General features: G+C 61.1%; 18 protein-coding genes and 1 pseudogene. 9 read left to right on the top strand and 10 right to left on the bottom strand.

Annotation, left to right across the window (positions count from 1 at the left end; all coding sequences use genetic code 11):
- Positions 1-14: 14 nt before the first annotated feature.
- Positions 15-1,217, bottom strand: a complete 1,203-nt coding sequence (locus DIE11_RS12885) for an MFS transporter (RefSeq protein ID WP_059528553.1) — start codon at positions 1,215-1,217, stop codon at positions 15-17.
- Positions 1,218-1,318: 101 nt separating this feature from the next.
- On the opposite strand from DIE11_RS12885, the gene DIE11_RS12880 reads away from it, so the two are divergent.
- Positions 1,319-2,263, top strand: a complete 945-nt coding sequence (locus DIE11_RS12880; protein WP_059608114.1) for a LysR family transcriptional regulator — start codon at positions 1,319-1,321, stop codon at positions 2,261-2,263.
- Between the two features lie 101 nt (positions 2,264-2,364).
- On the opposite strand, the gene zwf is transcribed toward DIE11_RS12880, so the two are convergent.
- A complete protein-coding gene (gene zwf, locus DIE11_RS12875; RefSeq protein ID WP_124624320.1) occupies positions 2,365-3,840 on the bottom strand; it encodes a glucose-6-phosphate dehydrogenase in 1,476 nt (491 codons plus the stop codon).
- 202 nt (positions 3,841-4,042) lie between these two features.
- On the opposite strand from zwf, the gene DIE11_RS12870 reads away from it, so the two are divergent.
- Complete coding sequence (locus tag DIE11_RS12870; protein WP_124624318.1) at positions 4,043-4,621, top strand: TetR/AcrR family transcriptional regulator; 579 nt, start codon at positions 4,043-4,045, stop codon at positions 4,619-4,621.
- Positions 4,622-4,819: 198 nt separating this feature from the next.
- Positions 4,820-5,695, top strand: a complete 876-nt coding sequence (locus DIE11_RS12865; RefSeq protein ID WP_124624315.1) for an SDR family NAD(P)-dependent oxidoreductase — start codon at positions 4,820-4,822, stop codon at positions 5,693-5,695.
- Between the two features lie 128 nt (positions 5,696-5,823).
- Here the strand turns inward: DIE11_RS12865 and DIE11_RS12860 are convergent, their stop codons facing one another.
- Together DIE11_RS12860 and DIE11_RS37530 are read right to left on the bottom strand one after the other, a co-directional pair.
- Positions 5,824-6,402 (bottom strand): peroxidase-related enzyme, encoded by a 579-nt coding sequence (locus tag DIE11_RS12860; protein WP_124624312.1) that lies wholly within the window; start codon positions 6,400-6,402, stop codon positions 5,824-5,826.
- Between the two features lie 228 nt (positions 6,403-6,630).
- Positions 6,631-6,903: pseudogene (locus DIE11_RS37530) on the bottom strand (SOS response-associated peptidase family protein); the annotation flags it as partial.
- 647 nt (positions 6,904-7,550) lie between these two features.
- On the opposite strand from DIE11_RS37530, the gene DIE11_RS12855 reads away from it, so the two are divergent.
- Positions 7,551-8,582: a TRAP transporter substrate-binding protein gene (locus tag DIE11_RS12855; protein WP_124624309.1), complete on the top strand. Its 1,032-nt coding sequence runs from the start codon at positions 7,551-7,553 to the stop codon at positions 8,580-8,582.
- Between the two features lie 77 nt (positions 8,583-8,659).
- Positions 8,660-10,489: a TRAP transporter large permease subunit gene (locus DIE11_RS12850; protein ID WP_239468998.1), complete on the top strand. Its 1,830-nt coding sequence runs from the start codon at positions 8,660-8,662 to the stop codon at positions 10,487-10,489.
- Between the two features lie 378 nt (positions 10,490-10,867).
- On the opposite strand, the gene DIE11_RS12840 is transcribed toward DIE11_RS12850, so the two are convergent.
- Positions 10,868-11,500 carry a TetR/AcrR family transcriptional regulator gene (locus DIE11_RS12840; protein ID WP_089489828.1) on the bottom strand — a complete coding sequence of 211 codons (633 nt, stop codon included), beginning with the start codon at positions 11,498-11,500 and terminating at the stop codon, positions 10,868-10,870.
- A gap of 99 nt (positions 11,501-11,599) precedes the next feature.
- Entirely contained in the window at positions 11,600-11,740 is a 141-nt protein-coding gene (locus DIE11_RS36280; RefSeq protein ID WP_185633753.1) for a hypothetical protein, read from the bottom strand.
- A 38-nt stretch (positions 11,741-11,778) separates the two neighbouring features.
- Between DIE11_RS36280 and DIE11_RS12835 the strand changes: the two genes are divergently transcribed.
- Positions 11,779-12,672: an NAD(P)/FAD-dependent oxidoreductase gene (locus DIE11_RS12835; RefSeq protein WP_124624306.1), complete on the top strand. Its 894-nt coding sequence runs from the start codon at positions 11,779-11,781 to the stop codon at positions 12,670-12,672.
- Positions 12,673-12,768: 96 nt separating this feature from the next.
- Positions 12,769-13,632 carry a class I SAM-dependent methyltransferase gene (locus tag DIE11_RS12830; RefSeq protein ID WP_124624304.1) on the top strand — a complete coding sequence of 288 codons (864 nt, stop codon included), beginning with the start codon at positions 12,769-12,771 and terminating at the stop codon, positions 13,630-13,632.
- Between the two features lie 920 nt (positions 13,633-14,552).
- On the opposite strand, the gene pyk is transcribed toward DIE11_RS12830, so the two are convergent.
- From pyk to DIE11_RS12815, 3 genes are all read right to left on the bottom strand, one after another.
- On the bottom strand, positions 14,553-15,965 hold the full coding sequence (pyk, locus tag DIE11_RS12825; RefSeq protein ID WP_124624301.1) for a pyruvate kinase: 1,413 nt from the start codon (positions 15,963-15,965) through the stop codon (positions 14,553-14,555).
- A gap of 324 nt (positions 15,966-16,289) precedes the next feature.
- Positions 16,290-17,699, bottom strand: a complete 1,410-nt coding sequence (locus DIE11_RS12820; RefSeq protein ID WP_124624299.1) for a four-carbon acid sugar kinase family protein — start codon at positions 17,697-17,699, stop codon at positions 16,290-16,292.
- Positions 17,700-17,704: 5 nt separating this feature from the next.
- Positions 17,705-18,982: a ribulose-bisphosphate carboxylase large subunit family protein gene (locus tag DIE11_RS12815; protein WP_124624296.1), complete on the bottom strand. Its 1,278-nt coding sequence runs from the start codon at positions 18,980-18,982 to the stop codon at positions 17,705-17,707.
- A 129-nt stretch (positions 18,983-19,111) separates the two neighbouring features.
- Between DIE11_RS12815 and DIE11_RS12810 the strand changes: the two genes are divergently transcribed.
- Entirely contained in the window at positions 19,112-20,062 is a 951-nt protein-coding gene (locus DIE11_RS12810) for a LysR substrate-binding domain-containing protein (RefSeq protein WP_012366934.1), read from the top strand.
- A gap of 215 nt (positions 20,063-20,277) precedes the next feature.
- Entirely contained in the window at positions 20,278-21,048 is a 771-nt protein-coding gene (locus DIE11_RS12805; protein WP_041490210.1) for an SDR family NAD(P)-dependent oxidoreductase, read from the top strand.
- Positions 21,049-21,356: 308 nt separating this feature from the next.
- Here the strand turns inward: DIE11_RS12805 and DIE11_RS12800 are convergent, their stop codons facing one another.
- Positions 21,357-22,037 (bottom strand): glutathione S-transferase family protein, encoded by a 681-nt coding sequence (locus DIE11_RS12800; protein WP_124624293.1) that lies wholly within the window; start codon positions 22,035-22,037, stop codon positions 21,357-21,359.
- Positions 22,038-22,192 lie beyond the last annotated feature (155 nt).

Below are 22,192 nucleotides of genomic sequence, written 5' to 3'. Positions count from 1 at the left end.
GCGGAAAGTGACGTTCAATGGGCGAGTTCGACGGGTTCGGCCGTGCGTTCGGGCAGGCCCTGGCCGCGATCGAGGCGGCCGCTCAGCGCGGTCAGCGCGAACGCACCGAGCGTGACGACGGCGGCGATCCACGGCGTGTGGCCGAGGCCGACGTTCGCGACGATCAGGCCGCCGAGCGACGAGCCGCCGGCGACGCCGAGGTTGAACGCGGCGATGTTGAAGCCCGATGCAACGTCGGTGGCGTCCGGCGCGAAGTGGCGCGCCTGCTTGACGACGTACACCTGCAGGCCCGGCACGTTGCCGAATGCGACCGCGCCCCACGCGAGCATCGTCAGCACCGCGAGCCACTTCACGTGCACCGTGAAGGTCAGTGCGAGCAGCACGATCGCGAGCAGCAGGAAGATCTGCTTGAGCGCCTTGACCGGGCCGACGCGGTCGGCGAGCTTGCCGCCCCACACGTTGCCGAACGCGACCGACACGCCGTAGCCGACGAGCACGAGGCTGACCTGCGACGGCGTGAAGCCGGCGATCTGTTCGAGCAGCGGTGCCATGTAGGTGAACGCGATCAGCGAGCCGCCGTAGCCGACCGCCGTCATCGCATAGACGAGCAGCAGGCGCGGCTGGGCCAGCACGCGGAACTGACGGGCGAGCGGCGCCGGCGGCGTCCGCGGAAGGCCGCGCGGCACGAAGGCCACGGCGCCGAGGAACGCGACGAGGCCGAACAGCGCGACGATCAGGAACGTCGCGCGCCAGCCGAAGTGCTGACCGATGAAGGTGCCGAGCGGGATGCCGGCGACGAACGCGACGGTCATGCCGCTGAACATCGTCGCGATCGCGCTGGCGGCCTTGTCCTTCGGCACGAGCGTGGTCGCGATGATCGAGCCGACCGAGAAGAACACACCGTGCGCAAGGCCGGTGAGCACGCGCGCGACGATCAGCGATTCGTAGCCCGGCGCCTGCCAGGCGACGAGGTTGCCGATCGTGAACAGCGCCATCAGCGCGGCGAGCAGCGTTTTGCGTGGCACGCGGCCGGTGAGCGCGGTGAGGAGCGGCGCGCCGATCGCGACGCTCAGCGCGTAGAGGCTGACGAGCAGGCCGGCCGACGGCAGGCTGACGCCGAGATCGGCGCCGATCGTCGGGATCAGCCCGACGATCACGAATTCGGTCGTGCCGATGGCAAAGGCGCTGATGGTCAGCGCAAGCAGGGCGAGTGGCATGGCGGGATCCAGGTTCCAGTAAGAATGGATCGCAGTGTGCCGCCTTTACTTTTGCTGAAAAACTGGTCTATAAACCAAATTGTTTTGATTTCAGGTCAACAATGAAAATCACGCTCGACGAACTCCAGGCCTTTGCCGCCGTGGTCGACACCGGCTCGATCACCGCCGCCGCGCAGCAGCTCGACGTCACCGTGTCGGCGGCGAGCCGCACGCTTGCGCGGCTCGAGGAGAAGCTGAAGACCACGCTGCTGCGCCGGACCACGCGCCGGCTCGAACTGACCGAAGAGGGGCGCGCATTCCTGCAGGATGCGCGCGCGATCATCGAATCGGTCGAGAACGCCGAGGAGCAGATGCTCGCGCGGCGCGAGATGCCGTCGGGGCGGCTGCGCGTCGATGCCGCGACGCCGTTCATGCTGCATGTGATCGTGCCGCTCGTGCGCGGCTACCGTGAACGCTTTCCGAAGGTCGAGCTGGAGCTGAACAGCAACGAGGGGATCATCGACCTGCTCGAGCGGCGCACCGACGTCGCGATCCGGATCGGCCGCCTGAAGGATTCGACGCTGCACAGCCGGCGGATCGGCAACAGCCGGTTGCGCATCCTCGCGAGCCCCGCGTACATCGAAGCGCACGGCCAGCCGCGCAAGGTGGAGGATCTCGGCAAGCACACGCTGCTCGGCTTCACGCAGCCCGAATCGCTGAACGTGTGGCCGATCCTCGGCGCGGACGGCGAGCCGAGCCGCATCGAGCCCGGCATCTGGTCGTCGAGCGGCGAGACGCTGCGGCAGCTCGCGCTGGAGGGGGCGGGCGTGGTGTGCCTGTCGGACTTCATGACCGCGCAGGATCGCGAGGCCGGCCGGCTCGTGCAGGTGCTCGCGCGGCAGACGCTCGAGGTCGAGCAGCCGATCAACGCGGTGTATTACCGGAACACTGCGATCTCGTCGCGGATCGCGTCGTTCGTCGATTACATGATCGAGGTGCTGGGCGGCGGGAGCAGCGGCAGCGATGGGCCGACGCGGCGCAAGGCTGCGTGGATGGGGCCGCTGTAGCGGCGGCGCGCTGGAAGGGACGCGGGCGACCGGCTTCGGGCGCCGGCGTGACCCGGCGTGCCGCACGGCGCTTGCGCCGCGGGCACGCCGTCGTGCAAGGCTTACGCTTCCTCAGACCACGACATGTTGTCGCGCGCCAGCAGCGCCGACGATGCCGCTGGTCCGAACGTGCCCGCGGTGTAGAGGCGCGGGCGATCGCCGAGCTGCTTCCAGCCGTCGAGGATCGGTTCGACCCACGACCATGCGGCTTCGAGCTCGTCGCGGCGCATGAAGTGCGTGAGGCGGCCGCGGATCACGTCGATCAGCAGCCGTTCGTATGCTTCCGCGCGCCGCTCCGGAATCGCCTGCTGCAGGTCGAGGTTCAGGCTCACGGGCACCATCTTCATCCCGCTGCCCGGCTCCTTCGCGAGCATCTGCAACTGGATCGATTCTTCCGGCTGGAGCTGGATCACGAGGCGGTTGCTGTAGTGGCGCGGGCCGCTCGGGATGATCGAGAACGGCATGTCCGCGAACTCGATCACGATTTCCGACTGGCGGCGCTGCAGCCGCTTGCCGGTGCGCAGGAAGAACGGCACGTTCGCCCAGCGCCAGTTGTTGATGTGCGCGCGCAGCGCGACGAAGGTTTCCGCGTGGCTGTCCGCCGGCACGTTGTCCTCCTCGAGATAGCCCTTGACCGGCTGTCCGTCGACCGCGCCGGCCGTGTACTGGCCGCGCACCGTGTCGCGCGCGACGTCCGACAGCGCCATCGGCCGCAGCGAGCGCAGCACCTTCAGCTTCTCGTCGCGCACCGCGTCCGGGTCGAGCGACACCGGCGGTTCCATCGCGACGATGCACAGCAGTTGCAGCAGGTGATTCTGCACCATGTCGCGCAGCGCGCCGGTATGGTCGTAGAAGCCCGCGCGGCTGCCGACGCCGACCGTCTCCGCCACCGTGATCTGCACGCTGCGAATGCTCGGCGCCTGCCACAGCGGCCCGAAGATCGGGTTGCCGAAGCGCAGCACCATCAGGTTCTGCACGGTTTCCTTGCCGAGGTAATGGTCGATCCGGTAGATCTGCGATTCCGCGAAATGCTTGCCGACCGCATCGTTGATCGCCTGCGCCGACGCGAGATCGTGGCCGAGCGGCTTTTCGAGGACGACGCGCGAGCGCGCATCGACGAGGTGCGCGGCCGACAGGTTGTCGCAGATCGTCGTGAACAGCTCCGGCGACGTCGACAGGTAGAACACGTGGATCGCGTCGGTGCGCGCCGCTTCGGCGAGGCGCGCATAGTCTTCCGGCGCGTTCACGTCGATCAGCACGTACTTGAACAGGTCGAGGAAGCGGGCCCATGCGTCGGCGTTGAACGCCTTGTCGTCGATGAACGGGCGCGATTGCTCGTCCATGAACTTGCGATAGCCGTCGATGCCCCAGTCGCGCCGGCCGACCGCGATGATGCGCGTCTCCGGCGGCAGGTTGCAGTGCAGGTGCGCCATGTACAGCGCGGGCAACAGCTTGCGGGCGGCCAGGTCGCCGCCGCCGCCGAAGATGATCATGTCGACGGGCTGGTCGGCTTCGGTCTGGTTGGGCTTATTCGTCATGAGTGGATCGCGGTCTGAAGCGGTGTGAGCGTGGAACGAACGTCGAAGCGCCGGGCGCCGGTGCGTTGGCGCGCCAGTACGTGAAAACGCTAATAGTGCACGCTTTTGATCGATTGTGTATGTGTTCCCGTGTCGTAACAGCACTTGCATGGCACGCATGCCGCGATTATGATTGAGCGCTCACTCATTAAAGGAATCGAACGTGGCCCGACCGCGCAGTCCCGACAAGCACGACGCCATCCTCGCCGCCGCCGCCCGCGCGCTCGCGGAGGACGGCGCGAGCGCGACCACCGCGCGCATCGCCCGGCTCGCCGGTGTCGCGGAAGGCACGGTGTTTACCTATTTCGAGACCAAGGATGCGCTGCTGAATGCGCTGTACCTGAGCCTGAAGGCCGACATGCGCGAGGCGATGATGACCGGGTTTCCGAAACACGCGCCGGCCGAACAGGCGATGCGGCATGCGTGGAACGGCTACGTGTCGTGGGGCGTCGCGAATCCGGACGGGCGCCGCGCGCTGCAGCAGCTCGGCGTGAGCGGCCGCATCGACGACGCGCATCGCGCGGCCGGGGCCGAAGGGTTCGGCGCGATCAGCTCGCTGCTGCGCGCGCAGGTTGCGGCTGCGGGCGGGCTGAAGGCCGACGATGCGCACGCGTTCTGCGCGGCGCTGTTCACGTCGATCGCGGAAACGGCGATGGAATCGATCGCGCGCGATCCGGCGCTGGCCGACGGATACCGGGAAGCGGGGTTTCGTGCGTTGTGGGCCGTGTTGCACGCGGTATGAGTGGACGGCTCGCCGGGCGGGCTGCCTGGCGGACGGCGGGAGACGGGTGATTGGCGGCGCGTTCGGTTCGGGCGCATCCGCCGCGGCGGAAGGCGGTTTCAGGCAGGGCGCGGCACGGTGAAAATCGCCGTTTCAGCGCCATATTAATGAGTGAGTAATCATTCATTTTGTGATTTCAATCTTGTCGAGGAGTGGAAAATGTCGAAAGTCTGGCTGGTAACAGGGGCCGCACGCGGCCTGGGGCGCTCGATCGCGGAAGCAGTGCTGGCGGCGGGCGATCGTCTGGCGGCCGGTGCGCGCGATCCCGCGCGGCTCGCGGATCTGGAAGAACGGTACGGCGACCGGCTGCTGCCGATTGAACTCGACGTGACCGACGCAGCGGCGGCCGCGCACGCGGTAGCGGCTGCCCGCGACGCGTTCGGCCGCATCGACGTGCTGGTGAACAACGCGGGCTACGGTCATACGGCGCCGTTCGAGCAGATCGGCGCCGATGACTTCCGCGACCAGATCGAAACGAACCTGTTCGGCGTGGTCAACCTGACGCGCGCGGTGCTGCCGACGATGCGTGCGCAGCGCGCGGGCCACATCTTCCAGGTGTCCTCGGTCGGCGGGCGCACGTCGACGCCCGGCCTGTCCGCGTATCAGGCGGCGAAGTGGGCGGTCGGCGGGTTCAGCGACGTGCTGTCGAAGGAAGTCGCGCCGTTCGGCGTGCGCGTCTGCACGCTGGAGCCGGGCGGGATGCGCACCGAATGGGCCGCGCAGGCGAAGCGCGAGATCGACGGCCTGCTGCCCGACTATCAGCCGTCGGTCGGGAAGATTCTCGAATTGCTCGGCGCATACGGCGGCCACGAGGTCGGCGATCCGGCGCGGATCGCGAAGCTGATCGTCGAGTTGTCGCGTCGCGACGACGTGCCGATGCGTCTGCTGCTCGGCGGCGATGCGCTGTTCGTGTGCGAGCAGGCGGAAGCGCAGCGTGCAGAGGAGGCGGCGCGGTGGCGCGATACGACGCTGTCGACGATGTTCCCGGACGCGAAGTTGCCGGAGGGACTGCAGGCGTTGAAGAAGGTCGGGTGAGTCTGGGAGCCGGGGCATCGCGGGTTCGCTCGAGCGCCGCGCCGACGCCTCGCCGACGCGCGGCGACCGGATGACGCCCGGTCGCATGCACGCCGGTCTTCGATCACGATCGCCGTTGCCGGCCGCCCTCAGCGCCCTAGCGCGTAGAACTCCGCGTTGGGCCGCATGTTTGTCACGTTCGCGATGCGATTCGACATCCCGAAGAACGCCGAGATCGCCGCGATGTCCCAGGCGTCCTCGTCGGTGAAGCCATGCGACTTCAGCGTATCGAAGTCCGCTTCGCCCACCTGGTGCGCGGTCTGCGAAACCTTCATCGCGAAGTCGAGCATCGCCTTCTGTCGCGCGGTGATGTCGGCCTTGCGATAGTTGGTCGCGACCTGGTCGGCGATCAGCGGATCCTTCGCGCGAATGCGCAGGATCGCGCCGTGCGCGATCACGCAGTACTGACACTGGTTCACGCTGCTGGTGGCCACGACGATCATCTCGCGTTCGGCCTTGGTGAGGTTGCCCGGCTTGTCCATCAGCGCATCGTGGTATGCCATGAACGCGCGAAACTCGTCCGGGCGATGCGCGAGCGTGAGGAATACGTTCGGGACGAAGCCCGATTTCTCCTGGACGGTCGCGATTCGTTCGCGAATGTCGTCGGGCAGGTCTTCGAGTGCCGGCACGGGGAAGCGGCTGACGGGCGCGTTGTCTGCAGCGGTCATGAGGTCTCCTGGATAAATTGGTGCGGGCGGTCTCGACGCACGAGCCGCCGGCCTGAATCGAATCGACGGATGGCCGTTGCCGGCGCCGTGCGCTGACGTCCACGACGATGCGGCCGCGCACCTTGCCGCCGATCGGTTCGTCGGCGCGCGGGATGACGTGCTTCCCTGTGTGGTCCAAGGCCATGATTGTAAAGAAAAATACTTGTGACCGGCCGCCGCTACTTCGGGCGGCGGATCATCGGTGACCACCGCGATCGACCACAGATCGTCCGCGTCCGGGATCTCGGTGCGCGTCCACAAGCACGCAACCTGCATAGGCTGTGGGGGCGCTCGGTCGAAGCGCAGCCCCACGCGCTGACCATCAAGCTGGACGTTCTCGAAGAAGGCGTCGACGAGCACAATGCCGTGCGTGAAGCCGAAGACCTTTCGCCAGGCCGTCGAGAGCGAGTCGATGCGCCCGTTATAGGCCCCCGGCTTCTTTCGTTCGTTTACGTCCGTCAATCGCGGCAAGCGGCACCGGTAGCAGCGCAAAATAATCTAGCGGTGCGTGGCTTGAGGAGCGGACACGCTCAATCCTTGCGCTCACCAGTAGCGCTCAGCGATGTCGCGAAGCCAAAGGCTATCGGACCTATCACTGCGATCAGTGGCGATGGCGCTAGGCAGCTCCGTCCACGTGCCGATTTTTTTTCACCGTAGAAGCGGTTTTTAAGCAGATCGCTAATTCCGGCGTAGTCCCCGACTTTTGGGGCCGCGACTGGTTGTGAGTGAGGTTCGCGCAAGCGAAGAAGACCGCGCGTCCAGGCCGCCGCCCTGCGGCGAAGCCAGAGCGGGATTTCCCCAATACGCGGTCACCAACACTGCACGCCACGGTGTTCACAGTCCGCGGTCGCTGCTTCGCGGGGGAGTATCTGTTGAACCCGTTGCCTCTCGAATTCGAGCCAGCGATTTTTTCTCACCATAGGTCGAAATAAAGTCGTTTGTTGTGAGGCGACACGTCCGCTACTCTAAATACGCGCACCAACCTGACAGGCGCGTCAAATCAAAAGCGCACCATACCGCTCCTTCGACCCATCGCGTCGGGGAAGGGCGAGCAAGCATATAAAGCGCAAGTCCTTGACGGACGATTATCAAAATTGTTGGAGACGAACATGGGATTCACCCGTAGAAACTTTCTCATCACCGGAACCGGAGCAGCCGTTGTTGCGGCGACAGGCCTCCTGGATGGTCCGTGGATTCGGCGCGCCAATGCTGCAGAATTTTCCTATAAGGTCGGGACGAACCTACCGGCAACTCACCCTCTGAACGTGCGCATCCAAGAGGCATCGGATGCGATCAAAAAGGAGACAGATGGTCGAGTCGACCTTCGGGTGTTTCCGAATAATCAGCTCGGTGGCGACCCGGACATGTTCTCGCAGTTGCGAGCTGGGGCACTGGAGTTTTATACGGTGTCGGGCGCAAATACCTTGTCGACTCTGGTTCCGAAGGCATCCATTTCTGGCGTCGGCTTCGCGTATAAAGACTATGACCAGGTATTCGCGGCATTCGATGGCGACCTTGGCGCCCATATTCGCGGGCTTATTGGAAAGGCGAATCTGGTTGTTCAGGACAAGATCTGGAACAACGGGTTCCGCCAGATCACGACCAGTACGAAGCCCATCAAGACTCCTGCCGATCTGCAGGGCATGAAAATCCGGGTGCCGGGTGGTCGTCTCTGGATCTCGCTGTTCAAGTCGCTTTCCGCCGCCCCGGCGTCGATCAGCTTCAACGAAGTCTATTCCTCATTGCAGACAAAGGTCGTCGACGGACAGGAGAACGCGCTGGCTGTAGTAGACGCCGCGAAGCTTTATGAAGTTCAGAAATACTGCTCGATGACAAACCACATGTGGGACGGCTACTGGTTCTTGGGTAACAAGACAGCGTGGGAAAAAATGCCGCCCACCGTCCGTGACATCGTCTCAAAGCACCTCAATGCGGGGGCACTGAAGCAACGACAAGACGTGATCCAGTTGAACGCCTCCCTGCAAAAGACGCTTGCGGGCAGAGGGCTTGCGTTTAACACCGCTGACACGAACGCGTTCCGCCAAACCCTGAAATCCGCGAACTTCTACACGGAGCAGAAGCAATTCTTCGGAGACGAAGAATGGAGTCTCATGGAGAAATACACGGGGAAGCTCGCATGAGAACGCAAATGCTGAAAGACGTGGATGACGCACTCGAACAACAGACCAGCGCAACAGTCCATCACGCAACGAAGACTATGCCGCGCTGGCTGTCCCGTGTGGACTTTGCGCTTGGCGTAATCGTCTCTGTGCCTGCGGCACTGCTGGTGCTAGCGGAAGTTATCCTGCTTTTCAGCGGCGTTGTTGCTCGTTATGTCCTGCACCACCCGTTAATCTGGAGCGACGAACTCGCTGCCATCCTGTTTCTCTGGCTAGCAATGACAGGTGCCGCTACGGCGTTGCACCGAGGAAGCCACATGCGCATGACCGCACTTGTCAACCGCATGGGCGAGCACTGGGATCCGTTCTGGGACACCATTTCGACGGTGGCGAGCATGCTTTTTCTCGGGCTCATACTTGTTCCATCGATCGCTTACATCAAGCAGCAGTGGGACATTTTGACCCCGACAATGGAGATCAATGACGGCGTACGCGTTGCGGCTATCATCTTCGGGGTTGTGTCGATGCTGCTGATCTGCGTGGTCAAGTTGTTAGCAATCGGCTGGAGGACCGCTATCGCTGGGGTTGCGGTGTCGCTAGTAAGTGTGTTTGCGTTGGAACATGCCGGACCCGTTTTGCAATCGCTTGGAAACCTTAACCTGGTGATTTTCTTCGTTGGAGTGGTCGGCTTCACGGTCTTGAGCGGCATGCCCATCGCATTCTCCTTCGGTCTTTCCGTGTTTGCTTACCTTTCAATGTCAACCTCCATGCCGCTGGAAATCGTCGTCAGCCGCATGGACGAAGGAATGTCTCAAATCCTTCTGTTGGCGGTGCCGATGTTTATTTTCCTCGGGCTTCTCATTGAGATGACAGGGATGGCACGGGCGATGATCAACTTCCTGGCATCGTTGCTGGGCCATGTGCGCGGTGGTCTTTACTATGTCTTGGTCGGTGCGATGTATCTGATTTCGGGGATCTCCGGCTCGAAGGCAGCCGATATGGCAGCTGTTGCTCCGATTCTGTTCCCTGAGATGAAGAAGCGTGGCGAGAATCCCGGCGAGCTCGTGGCGTTGCTATCGGCTACCGGCGCGCAAACTGAGACGGTCCCACCAAGCATTGTGCTCATCACGATCGGATCGGTTACGGGGGTATCAATCTCTGCGCTCTTTACGGGCGGTCTGTTGCCGGGCCTTGTACTGGCGTTCATGTTATGCATGCTCGTCTGGTGGCGGGCTCGAAAGACTGAACCCACGTCGTCCGGGAGACCCGCGTGGTCCTTTGTCGGGAAAGCGTTTGTGGTATCGATCCCGGCACTCGCACTTCCGGTTGTCATCCGTTTGGCGGTGGTCGAGGGAGTGGCAACGGCAACGGAGGTCTCAACGGTTGGAATCGCCTATGCCGTCGTCGCCGGACTCTTGGTGTATCGATGCTTTAATTGGAAGCGAATCGGCCCCATGCTCGTGGAGACGGCTGCTCTTTCGGGAGCTATCCTTATCATTATTGGTACGGCTACCGCGATGGCGTGGGCGCTCACCCAGTCTGGCTTCTCCCATGGACTGGCCGACTTCATGCAGCATCTGCCTGGCGGCGCATTCTCCTTCATGGTCGTGTCAATCTTCATGTTCATCATATTGGGTAGCGTCCTTGAAGGAATCCCTGCAATCGTGCTCTTCGGCCCGTTACTGTTCCCGATTGCTCGAGCTGTTGGCATCCACGAAGTTCAATATGCAATGGTCGTGATTCTCTCGATGGGACTGGGGCTGTTCTCGCCGCCGTTCGGAGTCGGCTACTATGGGGCGTGTGCAGTCAGCAAGATCTCGCCGAATCTGGGCATCCGACCCATCATGGGTTATATGGCCGCGTTGTTTATTGGGATCACGATGATCGCCGCCGTGCCTTGGATTTCCACCGGCTTTTTGAAGGGTTAAGAGTCGGGGCATCATGACGGAGCCGAAGAGGCGGGGTGCAAGCCCCGCCTCTTTTTTGGTTCTTCGTGGATTTCCGTGGACGTCGCTTGCCAACCCGTTGCAGCCGGTCGAGCAGTCTCTGTCCTAAGGGTAGGTATCGGAGTGGAGCGGTCATTCCGTGCCGTCGCCTGGAGGACAAGTCATCGGCCTCTGCGGACGCTTAGACCCCTGAGTTCGTGAGGCGGCTTAAGCCGTGCAAGGATGCCTGCCTGCGCGGGCAGCCTTTGCGCTCATGTAGCGGCCTCGCGCATCAGTCGTTCGCGCGTCATCCACAGATTGCTCAAGGCGAACAGCGTGTGCAACTCTGCGGGTTCTTCATCAAGCCGCGTTAGCTCACCCTTAGATGTCACCGTGCGAGGCGATGAACATGGTGACGGCCGACCGGCAGTAGGATTCGATTTCGTTGCTGTCCTCTGCTCTCGCCTCATCGAAGCGTGCGATAAGCAGTAGATCGGATCCTTTGAAAAGCGCGGCAAACAAGCGGGCGGACCGGAGAGGATCGGGTACGTTCAGCAGCCCTTTCGCGTGCAGCTGAAGCAACACGGCCTCGATGTGGGCGATGACACGGGCGGGCCCGGCTTCGTAATGAAGCTTGCTTAACGACTTTTGATTCGTCTTGTCGGCCAAAACCATGGCTTCCACACTGCGGACATCGGGGCTCAACAGCGTGCGAAGCAGGGATGATCCCACCACCATGAGCTGATCTTCGGCCGAACCGTCGACGCCTTCAGAAAGGGCCTGCGGTGCAAACTGATCACAGCGGGCCACCATGGCCGCGCTGAACAGCGCCTCCTTGTTCTCGAAGTGCCGATAGATGCTGAGCTTGGATATCTTCGCCCGCTGGGCGACTTTGTCCATGGTCGTCGCTTGAAACCCCAATTCCACAAAGAGTTCGCAGGCGGCGTCGACAATCGTTTGGCGAAGCGCCTCGTTGGCGGGCCGGCCGCGCCGGCCGTGGCTGTTTTCGGTCACGACAATTCCAGTACTTGACAGTATTCAAATTCGGGCATTAGGATACCATGTGGTATCGCAATGTGCACGTCAAGGGCAGGTTTGAACCGGTTGTCCAGATCAGGTTTCCCCGGGCCGCCCGGCGATATCGAGCGGCATTGTCGAGCCGGTCAATACAGCATGGGCAACTTTCTCGCCAATGCCGAAGCCCTGCTCGCTGACCGTCTCAAGCGCGTATCGCCGGGCGATATTGCACACCACGCCCAGCCCCCTCCATCCACAACCCGGAGCCGATCACCATGAATGACGTCATCATCATCGGCGGCAGCTTTGCCGGTCTCGCCGCCGCCCTGCAGCTCGGCCGTGCCCGCCGCAAGGTCACCGTTCTCGATACCGGCCGGCCGCGCAACCGCTTTGCCGGGCACTCGCATGGCTTGCTCGGCCACGATCACAAACCGCCGCTAGACATCCTGGTCGAGGCGCGGCAGCAGCTGGTGCGCTATCCAACGATCCGGCTGGTCGATGCCCGGGCGGAGAGCGTGTCTGGCGCCATCGACGATTTCTGCGTCGTCACCGACGATCACGAAAGCCTAAGGGCGCGCCGTTTGATCCTGAGCTATGGCGTTGTCGACCAGATGCCTGCTGTTCCCGGCTTTGCCGAAAGCTGGGGCACATCCATCGTGCCCTGCCCGTATTGTGACGGCTTTGAAGTCGCCGCTCAGCATTGGGGCCTTGTCTGGTCTGGCCCGCAGTCGTACCAGTCTGCCAAGTTGTTCCGCGATTGGACTGACAAGTTGACTGTCTTCGCCGATGGGCATGACATTGCGCCCGATATCCAGGCCGATCTGGCGCGCCGCAACATACCTCTCGTCGATGGCCGGATCATCGAGGTCGCCCACCAGAAAGGCCATATCACCACCGTCAATCTCGATACCGGTCGCAACGTGGCGGTCGACGTCCTGTTCGCCAATCCGCGCAACAAGCCGTCGGCAAGCCTGCATGAATCACTGGGCCTCGCCACGGCGGATACGCCCACCGGCATCGTTCTCAAGGTTGACGAGCGCCGCCAAACCAGCATGCCCGGCATCTACGCCGCTGGCGACCTCGCCACACCCTTCTTGCCATCGGTTACGCAGGCATCCTCGCAGGGCGCGATGGCGGGCATCTTCGCCCAGCAGTCGATGGTGGTTTGAGAGCACAGATTCCCTTCTCTTGTTGCGTCGCCGCCTTCGAAAAGGTTGGCGTAGATCGACGCGGTGAAGGGTGGATCGTCGAGTCAAGGAGATGACGTGGCAAAGCAAAGTGCTGATCAGGTGGGTGACTGGAATGGTCAAAGCGGGGAGCGCTGGGTCGCCAACCAGGCCCGGCTCGACGCGCTGGTGGCGGTGTTCGGCCAGGCCGCGATAGAAGTCGCCGCGCCCGCGACGGGTGAGCGCGTGCTGGACATCGGCTGCGGCGCAGGCGCGTCGAGTCTGGCTTTGGCCGCCCGTGTCGGCGCGGGGGGCCAAGTGCTGGGCGTGGACATATCCGAACCCCTGATCGACCGAGCGCGCGCGCTTGCGCGACACGATACGCCGGCCCTGTTTCAGGTGGCCGACGCCAGCAGCGCAGAGCTGCCCGAGGGCGCGTTCGATATCCTGTTCTCGCGTTTCGGCGTGATGTTCTTCGACGATCCGACAGCGGCGTTCACCCATATGCGACGCGCACTCCGGCCGGGCGGCCGGGTCGCCTTCGTCTGCTGGCGCGGTGCGGCTGAGAACGATTGGATGCGCCTGCCGGTGGGCGCGCTCGAGGGCATCCTCCCGCCGAGTGCGCTGCCCGATCCCGAAGCGCCCGGCCCGTTTTCGTTCGGCGACCGGGAGCGCGTGGCACGCATCCTGACGACGGCCGGCTTTACCGATATCGCTATCTCGCCCTTCGACGCGGCCGTCCGATTCGGCGAGGGCGAAACGCGGGACGCTGCGATCGACGACGCAGTGAAGATGACGCTTGAGGTTGGCCCGCTGTCGCGTGCGCTCGCTGATCAGCCCGACGACATCCGCGCCCGCGCCTCGGCCGCGGTTCGTGCCGCCTTCGCGGGCTTCCCCGGCGACCGGTCGGTGATGATCAACGGCGCGGCGTGGATCGTCATGGCACGCAATCCGGCAAGCTGACAGGTTACGTCGACCAATGTGTCAGAACCGGCAACTCCTCGTGTCTCGGGGAGGGGCTACCTTGAGCGCCGAACGGCCGGAACGCAGCGTTGATTGGCCATTGAGGGCGAAAAGAGCAGTGGCTCTTGATGGCCGAACGCCGACGTTCCTCCCCGGCGTTCCCCGGAATTCCGCGATGAACCTCTTTTTTGAGGTCTACGACTGTTCCGAATGGCTGACGTCGCCGCTCGAGTCGCAATTCTCGTATCGTCAGTGCGATGGATCTCGGATGGCCGGTGGCAACGCCACATGTGATACAAGTGCGAAGAAAATTTGCATCATGCGGCACGTTCGCCGGACGAGTACGGCATGCTGGATGGACCTCAATCCCCATCGGTTCAAACCGCTCGGATGGCGTCATCGCGCTGTACTAAAGTGTCCCCGGATCGGACGACCAACTCGCTGAGGAGGTGCTCCAGCTTTGTGTGGCATCGTGCGAAGAGCCCCGACGATATACCGCCAAGCTGGCTATCGTAGATACAAACGATTTTCTCGAGAATGCACCTGGCTTTCTCACTGAGCGTCCACGGCCCGCCACTTGCGTGACCAGCCGCGATAGCCTCTATCTCGCGCTCAGCGTCACAGTAAAGCTGATAGTTGCCGCCGCCCAATCCTTCGTTCCACATCAAATATGAGAGATACGTCGTTCGGATCAGTTGATATACCAGATGCTGGCTACCATGACCGGATTGAAACGAAGCGAGGGCGAGGTGCGAAACCGGTGACCACTCTTTGACGAACGATAACGGAAGCGGGAGAAGCATCTGTCGCGACTGCGTTGGCCCGTGCCGTGTTTTTTTGAGATTCCGTTTTGTCGTTACCATCGCGAATACCAACGCCCGTCGAATTTCATTGAGACATATGCTGTGAGTCCATGACTGTCAGGAGGGGTAGACAATTCTGAGAAGATTGCTGACGCCGGGCGTGCCAAACGGGACCCCTGCGGCGATCAATAGCGGTTTGTGGCGGGCGACACCGATCCGATGCGCCGCAGCTACAGCTTTCGTGACCATATCTTCGATGTTGTCCGCGTCGTCGACACGCAGAGGACAGACGCCCCACGTCAACGCAAGTTGACGCGCAACGACCTCATCAGGCGTAAGTGACAGAATGCGAGAGCCGGGACGCTCGCGAGCAATTCTCGCTGCGGTTGCGCCGGAAGTGGTATAGGCAACGATCGCTGAAACCGACAACATCGAGGTAATGGTAAAAATCGCTGAACTGACCGCTTCTGGTGTGTCGGCGGTGGCAGGAGGTGCCACCGCTTTCAGCAGTTGACGATATGTCGGTGCATTCTCCGTGTGCTCGATGATTCTATTCATCATCGAAACCGCTTCAAGGGGAAAGGCACCGGACGCCGACTCCGCGGACAGCATGACGGCATCGGCACCGTCAAAAACGGCGGTCGCGACATCGGACGTCTCTGCTCGGGTGGGCATGGCAGAACTAACCATCGACTCCAGCATTTGCGTCGCCACAACGACTGGTTTTCCTGCCTCCCGACATAGACTCACGATTCGCTTCTGGATGACAGGGACTTCCTCCGGTGGCAACTCAACACCCATATCGCCACGCGCGATCATGATTCCGTCGGAGGCCTCGATAATCTCTTCGATCGAATCGACAGCGGATGGCTTCTCGATTTTCGCCATGATCTTCGCCCGGCCTCTAATCAGATTACGCGCATCGCGCACATCGTCCGGCCGCTGTACAAATGACAGTGCGATCCACTCTACGCCTTGCTCAAGGCCAAATTGCAGATCTTGCCTGTCCTTATCGGTCAGTGCCGGAATGGGGAGGACGACGCTCGGAACATTGACTCCTTTTCGGTCCGAGAGGACTCCACCGACAACGACTTCGGTCGTAATGCGGGTGAGCGACGTGTCGACAATCCTGAACGTCAGCAGGCCGTCGTTGGCGAGTAGAGTATCGCCATTCGCGGCGACTGCGAAGATTTCCGGGTGCGGCAGGCAGACCCGCGACGCGTCGCCTGAGGCGCTATCAAGGTCGAAGCTGAAAGTCTGTCCTGGCCGCAGCTCGACTTTCCCATCTTTGAATCGCGCCACACGTAGCTTTGGTCCTTGCAGATCGAGCAGTACGCCGACCGGCCGCCCATGCCGGGCCTCGATGCGTCGAATTGCAAGCAGTCGTTGAGCCTGCTCCGCGTGGCTGCCGTGACTCATGTTCAACCGGAAGACATCGGCGCCGGAGATATAGAGGCTCTCAATCAAGCTTTCGGACGAGCTAGACGGTCCGAGCGTCGCCACGATTTTCGTGGAGCGGTTTCTATTCATCGATGAAAATCTTTACGTTGAGGTGAGACTTCCTGCGGGAGAGGCGAGACGAGATGTTCGCGCAAGCAGAGATGAGGCTACTCGGCATTGCGAGCAGCCTTCTAACTTCGAGATGCGACGCGATATTGCAACTGGTCCATATCCGTACGGTAAGAGGGCTGACCGACGTGGTGCAGCGCCTAGGTCCTGCTGCTTTCAATCACCGTAAGGTCGACCGTCTTCCCACATTTCTGGGTGATGCAGTGGGGGGCATGCTTTCCGTGGCGGTTCCCGATGTGAGGCTCCACTTTACGGAGCAAGCAATGTTGCAGCATCGCGCCGGAGTCATCTCGTGATGCCATCGCGTGCGATGACAAAAAAGTTTTGGTCGCCCATTTGCCCACCTTTCAGAGCAAGCTGAAGGTTTCGCAAATGAGGCTTTTCGGAAATTACACGGCACAGCGGTGCGCCCACGGCCAGGCGACCGTCAATCTCAAGCGCGTCAGGGCCAAGGACTTGTGTGACCTGGCTGGACGTATCTCCGCCTGAGAGAACCAGTCGTTGCAGGTGAGTGGCTTCGAGGACATCATTCGCAATTGCGCCAAGCCGTTGCCCAAGCAATCGACCACCTTGATGCCGAGCGTCGTCCTGGGTCAGTCCGCGAGCGGTAAAGTACTCGAGCATTTCGACGATGCGTGCATCGCTCGGGCCACGGGCGGTATGCAAAATGACGCTGCGCCCTTCACTGAGCAGCGCAATCGCGCGGACGGCGATATCTTGAGCTGTCCGTTGCCAAGAATCTTCTCGAACGAGCGCTTTTGCGTCGATGGCGATTTCGGCGAAGCCTGCAGTGATCGCCGCGTCGATCTGTGCGGACGACAGCGGTGAGGCGCTCCCGGAAATGGCAAGGATCTGATTCGTCGGCGCAATACGGTCATAACACCGCTGCGTTTCGGGAAGGCTACCGAGTTCCCGCCACCATTGAGTCAGCGCATATTCGACACCAGACGAGCCGATTGTAAATACGGAGCCGACCGCCGTAGCGTAGTTGTCGAGGAGCCGGCCGACTTCGGTTAGATGACGTGGAGTCACTGAATCGAGCAAGATTCCCGAGTCGCCCGTTGAAATTGCTTTCGACCATGCCAGATCGACTTCTTCGCGAGTACCTTCCAGATTCGGCAGCTGGAAGCCGGAGAGAGGCAAAGCGGTCTGCAGGGCCAGATGACGCAGAAGATCTCCCTCGGCCATCGGTGTGACCGGGTGGGCGCTCATAATTGGATGGCGATCGATTCGATAAGTCTTGTTGTCGGTACCAGACCGAGCGAACAAGTTGCCAAATGCGCAGTAGCGCTTCAATGCCGGCGTACCGGCAACAACCGGAACTGGATTCCGAGTGATGCCCGCCCGGGCTATCTCCAAGACTCTGCCGATGCTTCCTATCGCCGGGCCGCTATCGAAAGTCGAACAGACTTTGTAGTGAAGGATCGGAGCATCGAGGGCGTGCAGAGCTTCGAAAAGCGGTGGAAGAGACCGATCCATTTCGGACGGACTCATGCCTCGGCTGTCGCCTGCGACACCGATGGCGTCGAATCCGCCGAGTTGCGATAGTTTTTCGGACGAAGGCGCTTTCAAAAAAAGCGCGCACCTAAGCCCCGCGAAGGCCAGGACCTCGAGAGCGTCCGTCGATCCGGTAAAGTCGTCGCCGTAGAAAGCCAGCCTCAGTGCCGCAGCTGATTGTTCGGATTTTGCGCTCATCCGGGTCACGCCGATTGAAAGTGAGACAGCGCAGCACGCAGCGCAGGTCGGGACTCCGCGAAGGTGTTCAGGTCGATCCCTTCGACAGCTGCTTCCCACCCTTCCCGCATACTTGCAACGCCCGCGGCAATTCCATGCGGATGTCCGATGATTCCGCCGCCCGCCAAATGCATCAGGTCTACGGAACCCAACTGAGCATAAAGATCAGGGGCTTGCGACGCCCACTGGCCAGATGAAAAAACGGGCATCAACGGCTGCACGCCCGCGAATGGTGTCAGGCAGGCACGGGCCGATTCGATGACGGACGCGTCTGGTTCCCAGAACTTGCTGCGAATGCCGTTGACGTGGAGTTGATCCACCCCAGCAAGTCGCCACAGCTTCTGATACGCCTTAAAGGAGAACCCGAGTTGCGGATAGCGGGTGAGTGCGCCCCAACCATTGCGGTGACCGTGGATGGGCAGCTGGGCATGCTTGCGAAGGTGCTCGACGCCAGCAAAGCCGACCCAATTAATGCAAACCATCACGCATGTACCGCCCGCCCGTACCACCGCATCGTGTCGCTGGAGCATCTCGTCGATTGTGCCCGAGATGTTGATTGCGTACATGGGCATACGTCCCATGCGGTCGGCGTGCCGATGCAGGACGGGCATGACGGCTGCGAGACGCTCGTCGAAGCTCGCGTATGTGGGATCAGCGAGAAGCTCGTCGTCCTTGATGAAATCGATGTCTGCGGCACAGAGACTGTCGACGATCTCCGCCGTCTGTGCGGGAAGCAAGCCAATGCTCGGCTTAATGATGGTGCCGATCATTGGTCTGTCGTAGACCTTAGCGAAGTCGCGGGTTCCGCTAATGCCGAATTGAGGGCCGGGGAACTGGGCGGCGTAGGTTGCTGGCAGATCGATATCGAGCAAGCGTAGCCCTGTCACTTCTCCCAACTCAAACAGATTACCCGCGACCGTTGACAGGAGGGTCGGCAAGTTAGGACCAATGTTGTCGACCGGAAAGGCGATCTCGATCTCACCCCGGAAATAGACACTCGGGGATCCCTTGCGTTCGACATGAGCACTGTACAGGGAGGGCTCCAGAACAGGAGAGTGCGAATCCACCTTCACTACACGGGCCCTGGCACGGTTCTTCAGCGCATCAGTCTCCCCGGGCAGCGCAAGAAACGTCCCGCTGGACTGTTCGCCTGCGATTACCTCTGCGGCTTTTGCAATCGGTACTGAACTCTCGACGAAATAGCGCGCAGTGAATTCGGCTCTTCGATGGGGGATTTCGACCATGTTTGTCTCTTCGTACTAGGTATTCGAGCTGAAACCGGGCACATGAGGCCTGCGTGGCCGCGTGCGCTTTAGCCGGGGGATGAGCAGAATATAGATTTGACGTCTCGCGACATCAAACGATATGATTTCTTGACCCTGAGCGAAAAACTCACAATAGGCAGCTTCCGCAAGCAGTGGGCTTCGGGCCCAACAGGAGTCCAGGTGCCTCGTCTTTCATTGAATGCGCTACGAGCTTTTGAAGCCACGGCGCGCCTGCGAAGTTTCGGTGCTGCCGCTGAAGAACTCAACGTGACTCACGGCGCGGTGAGCAGACACATACGCGCACTTGAAGACCAACTGGGTGTCCTGCTGCTGTCACGCAATGCACACTCGACGGAGCCGACGCCCGAAGGTGCCCAGATGGCGGAAGGCCTGAGCGTGGCGTTCAACCTCATCCAAAAGACCGTCGATCAGTTGAAGCCGGGTCCGTTGACGCTCTCGTGCTCGGCTTCGATCATGATGTACTGGTTGCTGCCACGCCTCTCAAAGCTGAAGAATGCGATCCCGTCGCTTGACCTGAGTTTCAACACTGGTCATGGTGAAATCGACTTCACGCGGGACAAGATAACGGTAGCGATACGGCTGTCCTCCATCCCTGTACCCAAAGGCGTAACCCCTGTCCCGTTGATTGAGGAATGGATCGGCGCGGTTTGCTCCCCGGAATACATGCGCACGAACCGGATCGAAAAACCGGGCGACCTGGCGCGCGCGCGGCTTTTGGCAACCAATACACGACCGTCCGCGTGGGCTGACTGGTACAAAGCGACCTCGACCGTACTCGAGCCTCCGCCCGATATTGCTGAATCGTTTGATCATTTCTATCTTCAGATTCAGGCCGCCAAGTGCGGGTTGGGGGTTGCGGCAGTGCCGAGAATGCTCGTCCGAGACGAACTGGACTCAGCTGGTCTTGTCGCGCCGTTCGGTTTCGTCCCGGGACCGGTGCACCTTGTGCTCTGGGTTGCTCCTCATGCCGAAAATCAGCCGAAGACAGTCGCCCTAGTTGAATGGCTGAGGAATGAGTTGCGTGAGATGGAGACATGAAGCCAGCTGCGGCGTGCTTTCTTGCAGACGAAATCTCTGCATCCTGGCTGTGACTTTTTCTCACTGCCTGCTGCTTTATTATCCTTTGACCTAGCCCGCTGCGGCTTCAATAATCTGCTCATGAGATGGTGCGTAGCGCCATCATTCGGTCCGCTTCCAGGCATCGGAATTGAAGCCTGCAGCGGTCTTACGCTAAAGGAGACAGCGTGGAGCAGATGAAGCAAAGCGACGCGAGCCGCGTTGCAGTGGTTACAGGTGGCGCGATGGGCATCGGGGCCGATTCGGCGGAACAGCTCGCGAAACGTGGCTATCACGTTGTTCTTGCCGATATCAATAAGAGCGCGGCTGAAGAGGCGGCGTCGAGATTTCAGCGCGCGGGCCTGTCAGTGTCGGCCATTGAGATGGACGTTTCAAATTCAGAGTCGATTGCCGCTGCGTTTGGTGAACTTGACAAAAGACATGGGCGTTGCGACGTGTTGGTCAACGGCGCCGGTATTGCGAAGCTGGTGCCGTTCATCGACTACCCACTGGACACGTTTCTTAAAACGATGCAGGTCAATGTAACGGGGGCGTTCTTATGCTCCCAGCACGCCGCACGTCTGATGGTAAAGAATCGCTGGGGCCGCATAATCAATATCGCCTCGGTGGCAGGCATGCGAGCGGTCGGTAAAGGCCGCACGGCATACGGCACCTCGAAAGGGGCCGTTATTGCTTTAACCCGCCAGATGGCAGTGGAGCTCTGCGATTACGGCATTACAGCTAACGCAATCGCGCCAGGCCCAGTCGATACGCCGATGACCAAGGCGCTGCATAGTGAAGAGTTCCGCGCCGAATATTCAAATGCGATTCCTATGAAGCGCTACGGCACGACGTCGGAAATCGCTGCGGCGGTGTGCTATCTGGCGTCGGAGGAGGCGGGGTATACGAACGGAATTGTGCTTCCGGTGGACGGCGGATTCCTTGCGTGGGGAGCGGGTGCGGTTTGAACGGGACATGACGACGCTGGCTCGAAGCGCGTCGGAACAATCTGCTGGTTGTGACGTGGTTGTCGCTCGCCAATCACCTTCAGCCGTCTCCGATATCAAGGCTCTGTGAATAATTTGCCCACCGAACGAATGCTCGATGACGATCATTCGACAATCGTCTTTCCGAGCACGCGAGGCGGTGGCATCTTTTAGCCGTGGTTCCCGAGAAGAACCTTTGTTAGCTTCCGGCTGCGGCTATAAGGTCTCGGGATGGATTTGTAACGGAGGAGCGCGTTCCAATAGAGCACGTGAGGCGATGAGGACGCGTCCTACATTTTCTCGGCCAGCACGGCCTTTTGCCGTCGCAAGTGCGCTAGAAAAAGGGCCTGATAATCTACAGAAACGGCGCCGATCACACTAGCTCTTCCTCGGAGATTTCTACGCCAGGCGTTGATTTTGGGAACGTCCGCGAAAATTGACGCGACACCATCTATCTCTAAGGTGTCGAAGTAGCGAAAGATGGGGGCAAAGACCGCGTCTACCATGCCAAAGGTCTCACCGTCGAAGTACGGACCGAGGCCTGGGACGTTTTCGAGTTGGACCAGCCGTTCTTTGAACGACGTGGCTTTTACTTCGGCGCTGGCATGGTCCTTGGCGTTCAAGTACCCCCACGCCTCGCCCAGGGTCGCTGAGCCAAATTCGATCCAGGCTCGATGCTTGGCGCGTGCCAATGGATTGGCCGGGTAGAGATGTGGGCCGGGTTGCGTTTCGTCCAGATATTCGCAAATAGCCATACTTTCAAACAAGATATCTTCTTCGCCGTCGGGCTGCTGGATTTGGAGCAAAGGGACCTTGGCAGTCGGTGACAGTGCCAAAAACCAAGCCGGCTTGGCGTTGAGATCCACGTTGATACGCTCGAACGCAACTTGCTTTTCAAGCAAAACGATGGCGGCCCGCTGGACGAACGGGCACAGAGGGTGACTGATCAGAGTAAGCGAGGGCATTGTCATGTAAGGCTCGAATGGTCTGTATGCAGCGGCAGTGCACCAGGATGTTTTCCGTGTTTCTGCTCTCTTTGCTTCGCGGGAGGGGAAAGCGTGATGCCGAGCGCAGCACCTGCCACTCGTGCGCGAACAGAAGACGCTTTCCCCGGCTCCGGCGTTGC

This window comes from Burkholderia sp. Bp9012 (assembly GCF_003853825.1).
In the GTDB taxonomy this organism is placed as follows: Bacteria; Pseudomonadota; Gammaproteobacteria; order Burkholderiales; family Burkholderiaceae; genus Burkholderia; species Burkholderia diffusa.
This window is presented reverse-complemented; position numbering and strand designations above follow the sequence as displayed.

What these genes read in the sequence shown, in the direction of transcription:
- DIE11_RS12885 (WP_059528553.1), bottom strand. Translation starts at nt 1,217, where the DNA reads ATGCCACTCGCCCTGCTTGCGCTGACCATCAGCGCCTTTGCCATCGGC.
- DIE11_RS12880 (WP_059608114.1), top strand. Translation starts at nt 1,319, where the DNA reads ATGAAAATCACGCTCGACGAACTCCAGGCCTTTGCCGCCGTGGTCGAC.
- zwf (WP_124624320.1), bottom strand. Translation starts at nt 3,840, where the DNA reads ATGACGAATAAGCCCAACCAGACCGAAGCCGACCAGCCCGTCGACATG.
- DIE11_RS12865 (WP_124624315.1), top strand. Translation starts at nt 4,820, where the DNA reads ATGTCGAAAGTCTGGCTGGTAACAGGGGCCGCACGCGGCCTGGGGCGC.
- DIE11_RS12860 (WP_124624312.1), bottom strand. Translation starts at nt 6,402, where the DNA reads ATGACCGCTGCAGACAACGCGCCCGTCAGCCGCTTCCCCGTGCCGGCA.
- DIE11_RS12855 (WP_124624309.1), top strand. Translation starts at nt 7,551, where the DNA reads ATGGGATTCACCCGTAGAAACTTTCTCATCACCGGAACCGGAGCAGCC.
- DIE11_RS12850 (WP_239468998.1), top strand. Translation starts at nt 8,660, where the DNA reads ATGCCGCGCTGGCTGTCCCGTGTGGACTTTGCGCTTGGCGTAATCGTC.
- DIE11_RS12835 (WP_124624306.1), top strand. Translation starts at nt 11,779, where the DNA reads ATGAATGACGTCATCATCATCGGCGGCAGCTTTGCCGGTCTCGCCGCC.
- pyk (WP_124624301.1), bottom strand. Translation starts at nt 15,965, where the DNA reads ATGAATAGAAACCGCTCCACGAAAATCGTGGCGACGCTCGGACCGTCT.
- DIE11_RS12820 (WP_124624299.1), bottom strand. Translation starts at nt 17,699, where the DNA reads ATGAGCGCAAAATCCGAACAATCAGCTGCGGCACTGAGGCTGGCTTTC.
- DIE11_RS12815 (WP_124624296.1), bottom strand. Translation starts at nt 18,982, where the DNA reads ATGGTCGAAATCCCCCATCGAAGAGCCGAATTCACTGCGCGCTATTTC.
- DIE11_RS12805 (WP_041490210.1), top strand. Translation starts at nt 20,278, where the DNA reads ATGAAGCAAAGCGACGCGAGCCGCGTTGCAGTGGTTACAGGTGGCGCG.
- DIE11_RS12800 (WP_124624293.1), bottom strand. Translation starts at nt 22,037, where the DNA reads ATGACAATGCCCTCGCTTACTCTGATCAGTCACCCTCTGTGCCCGTTC.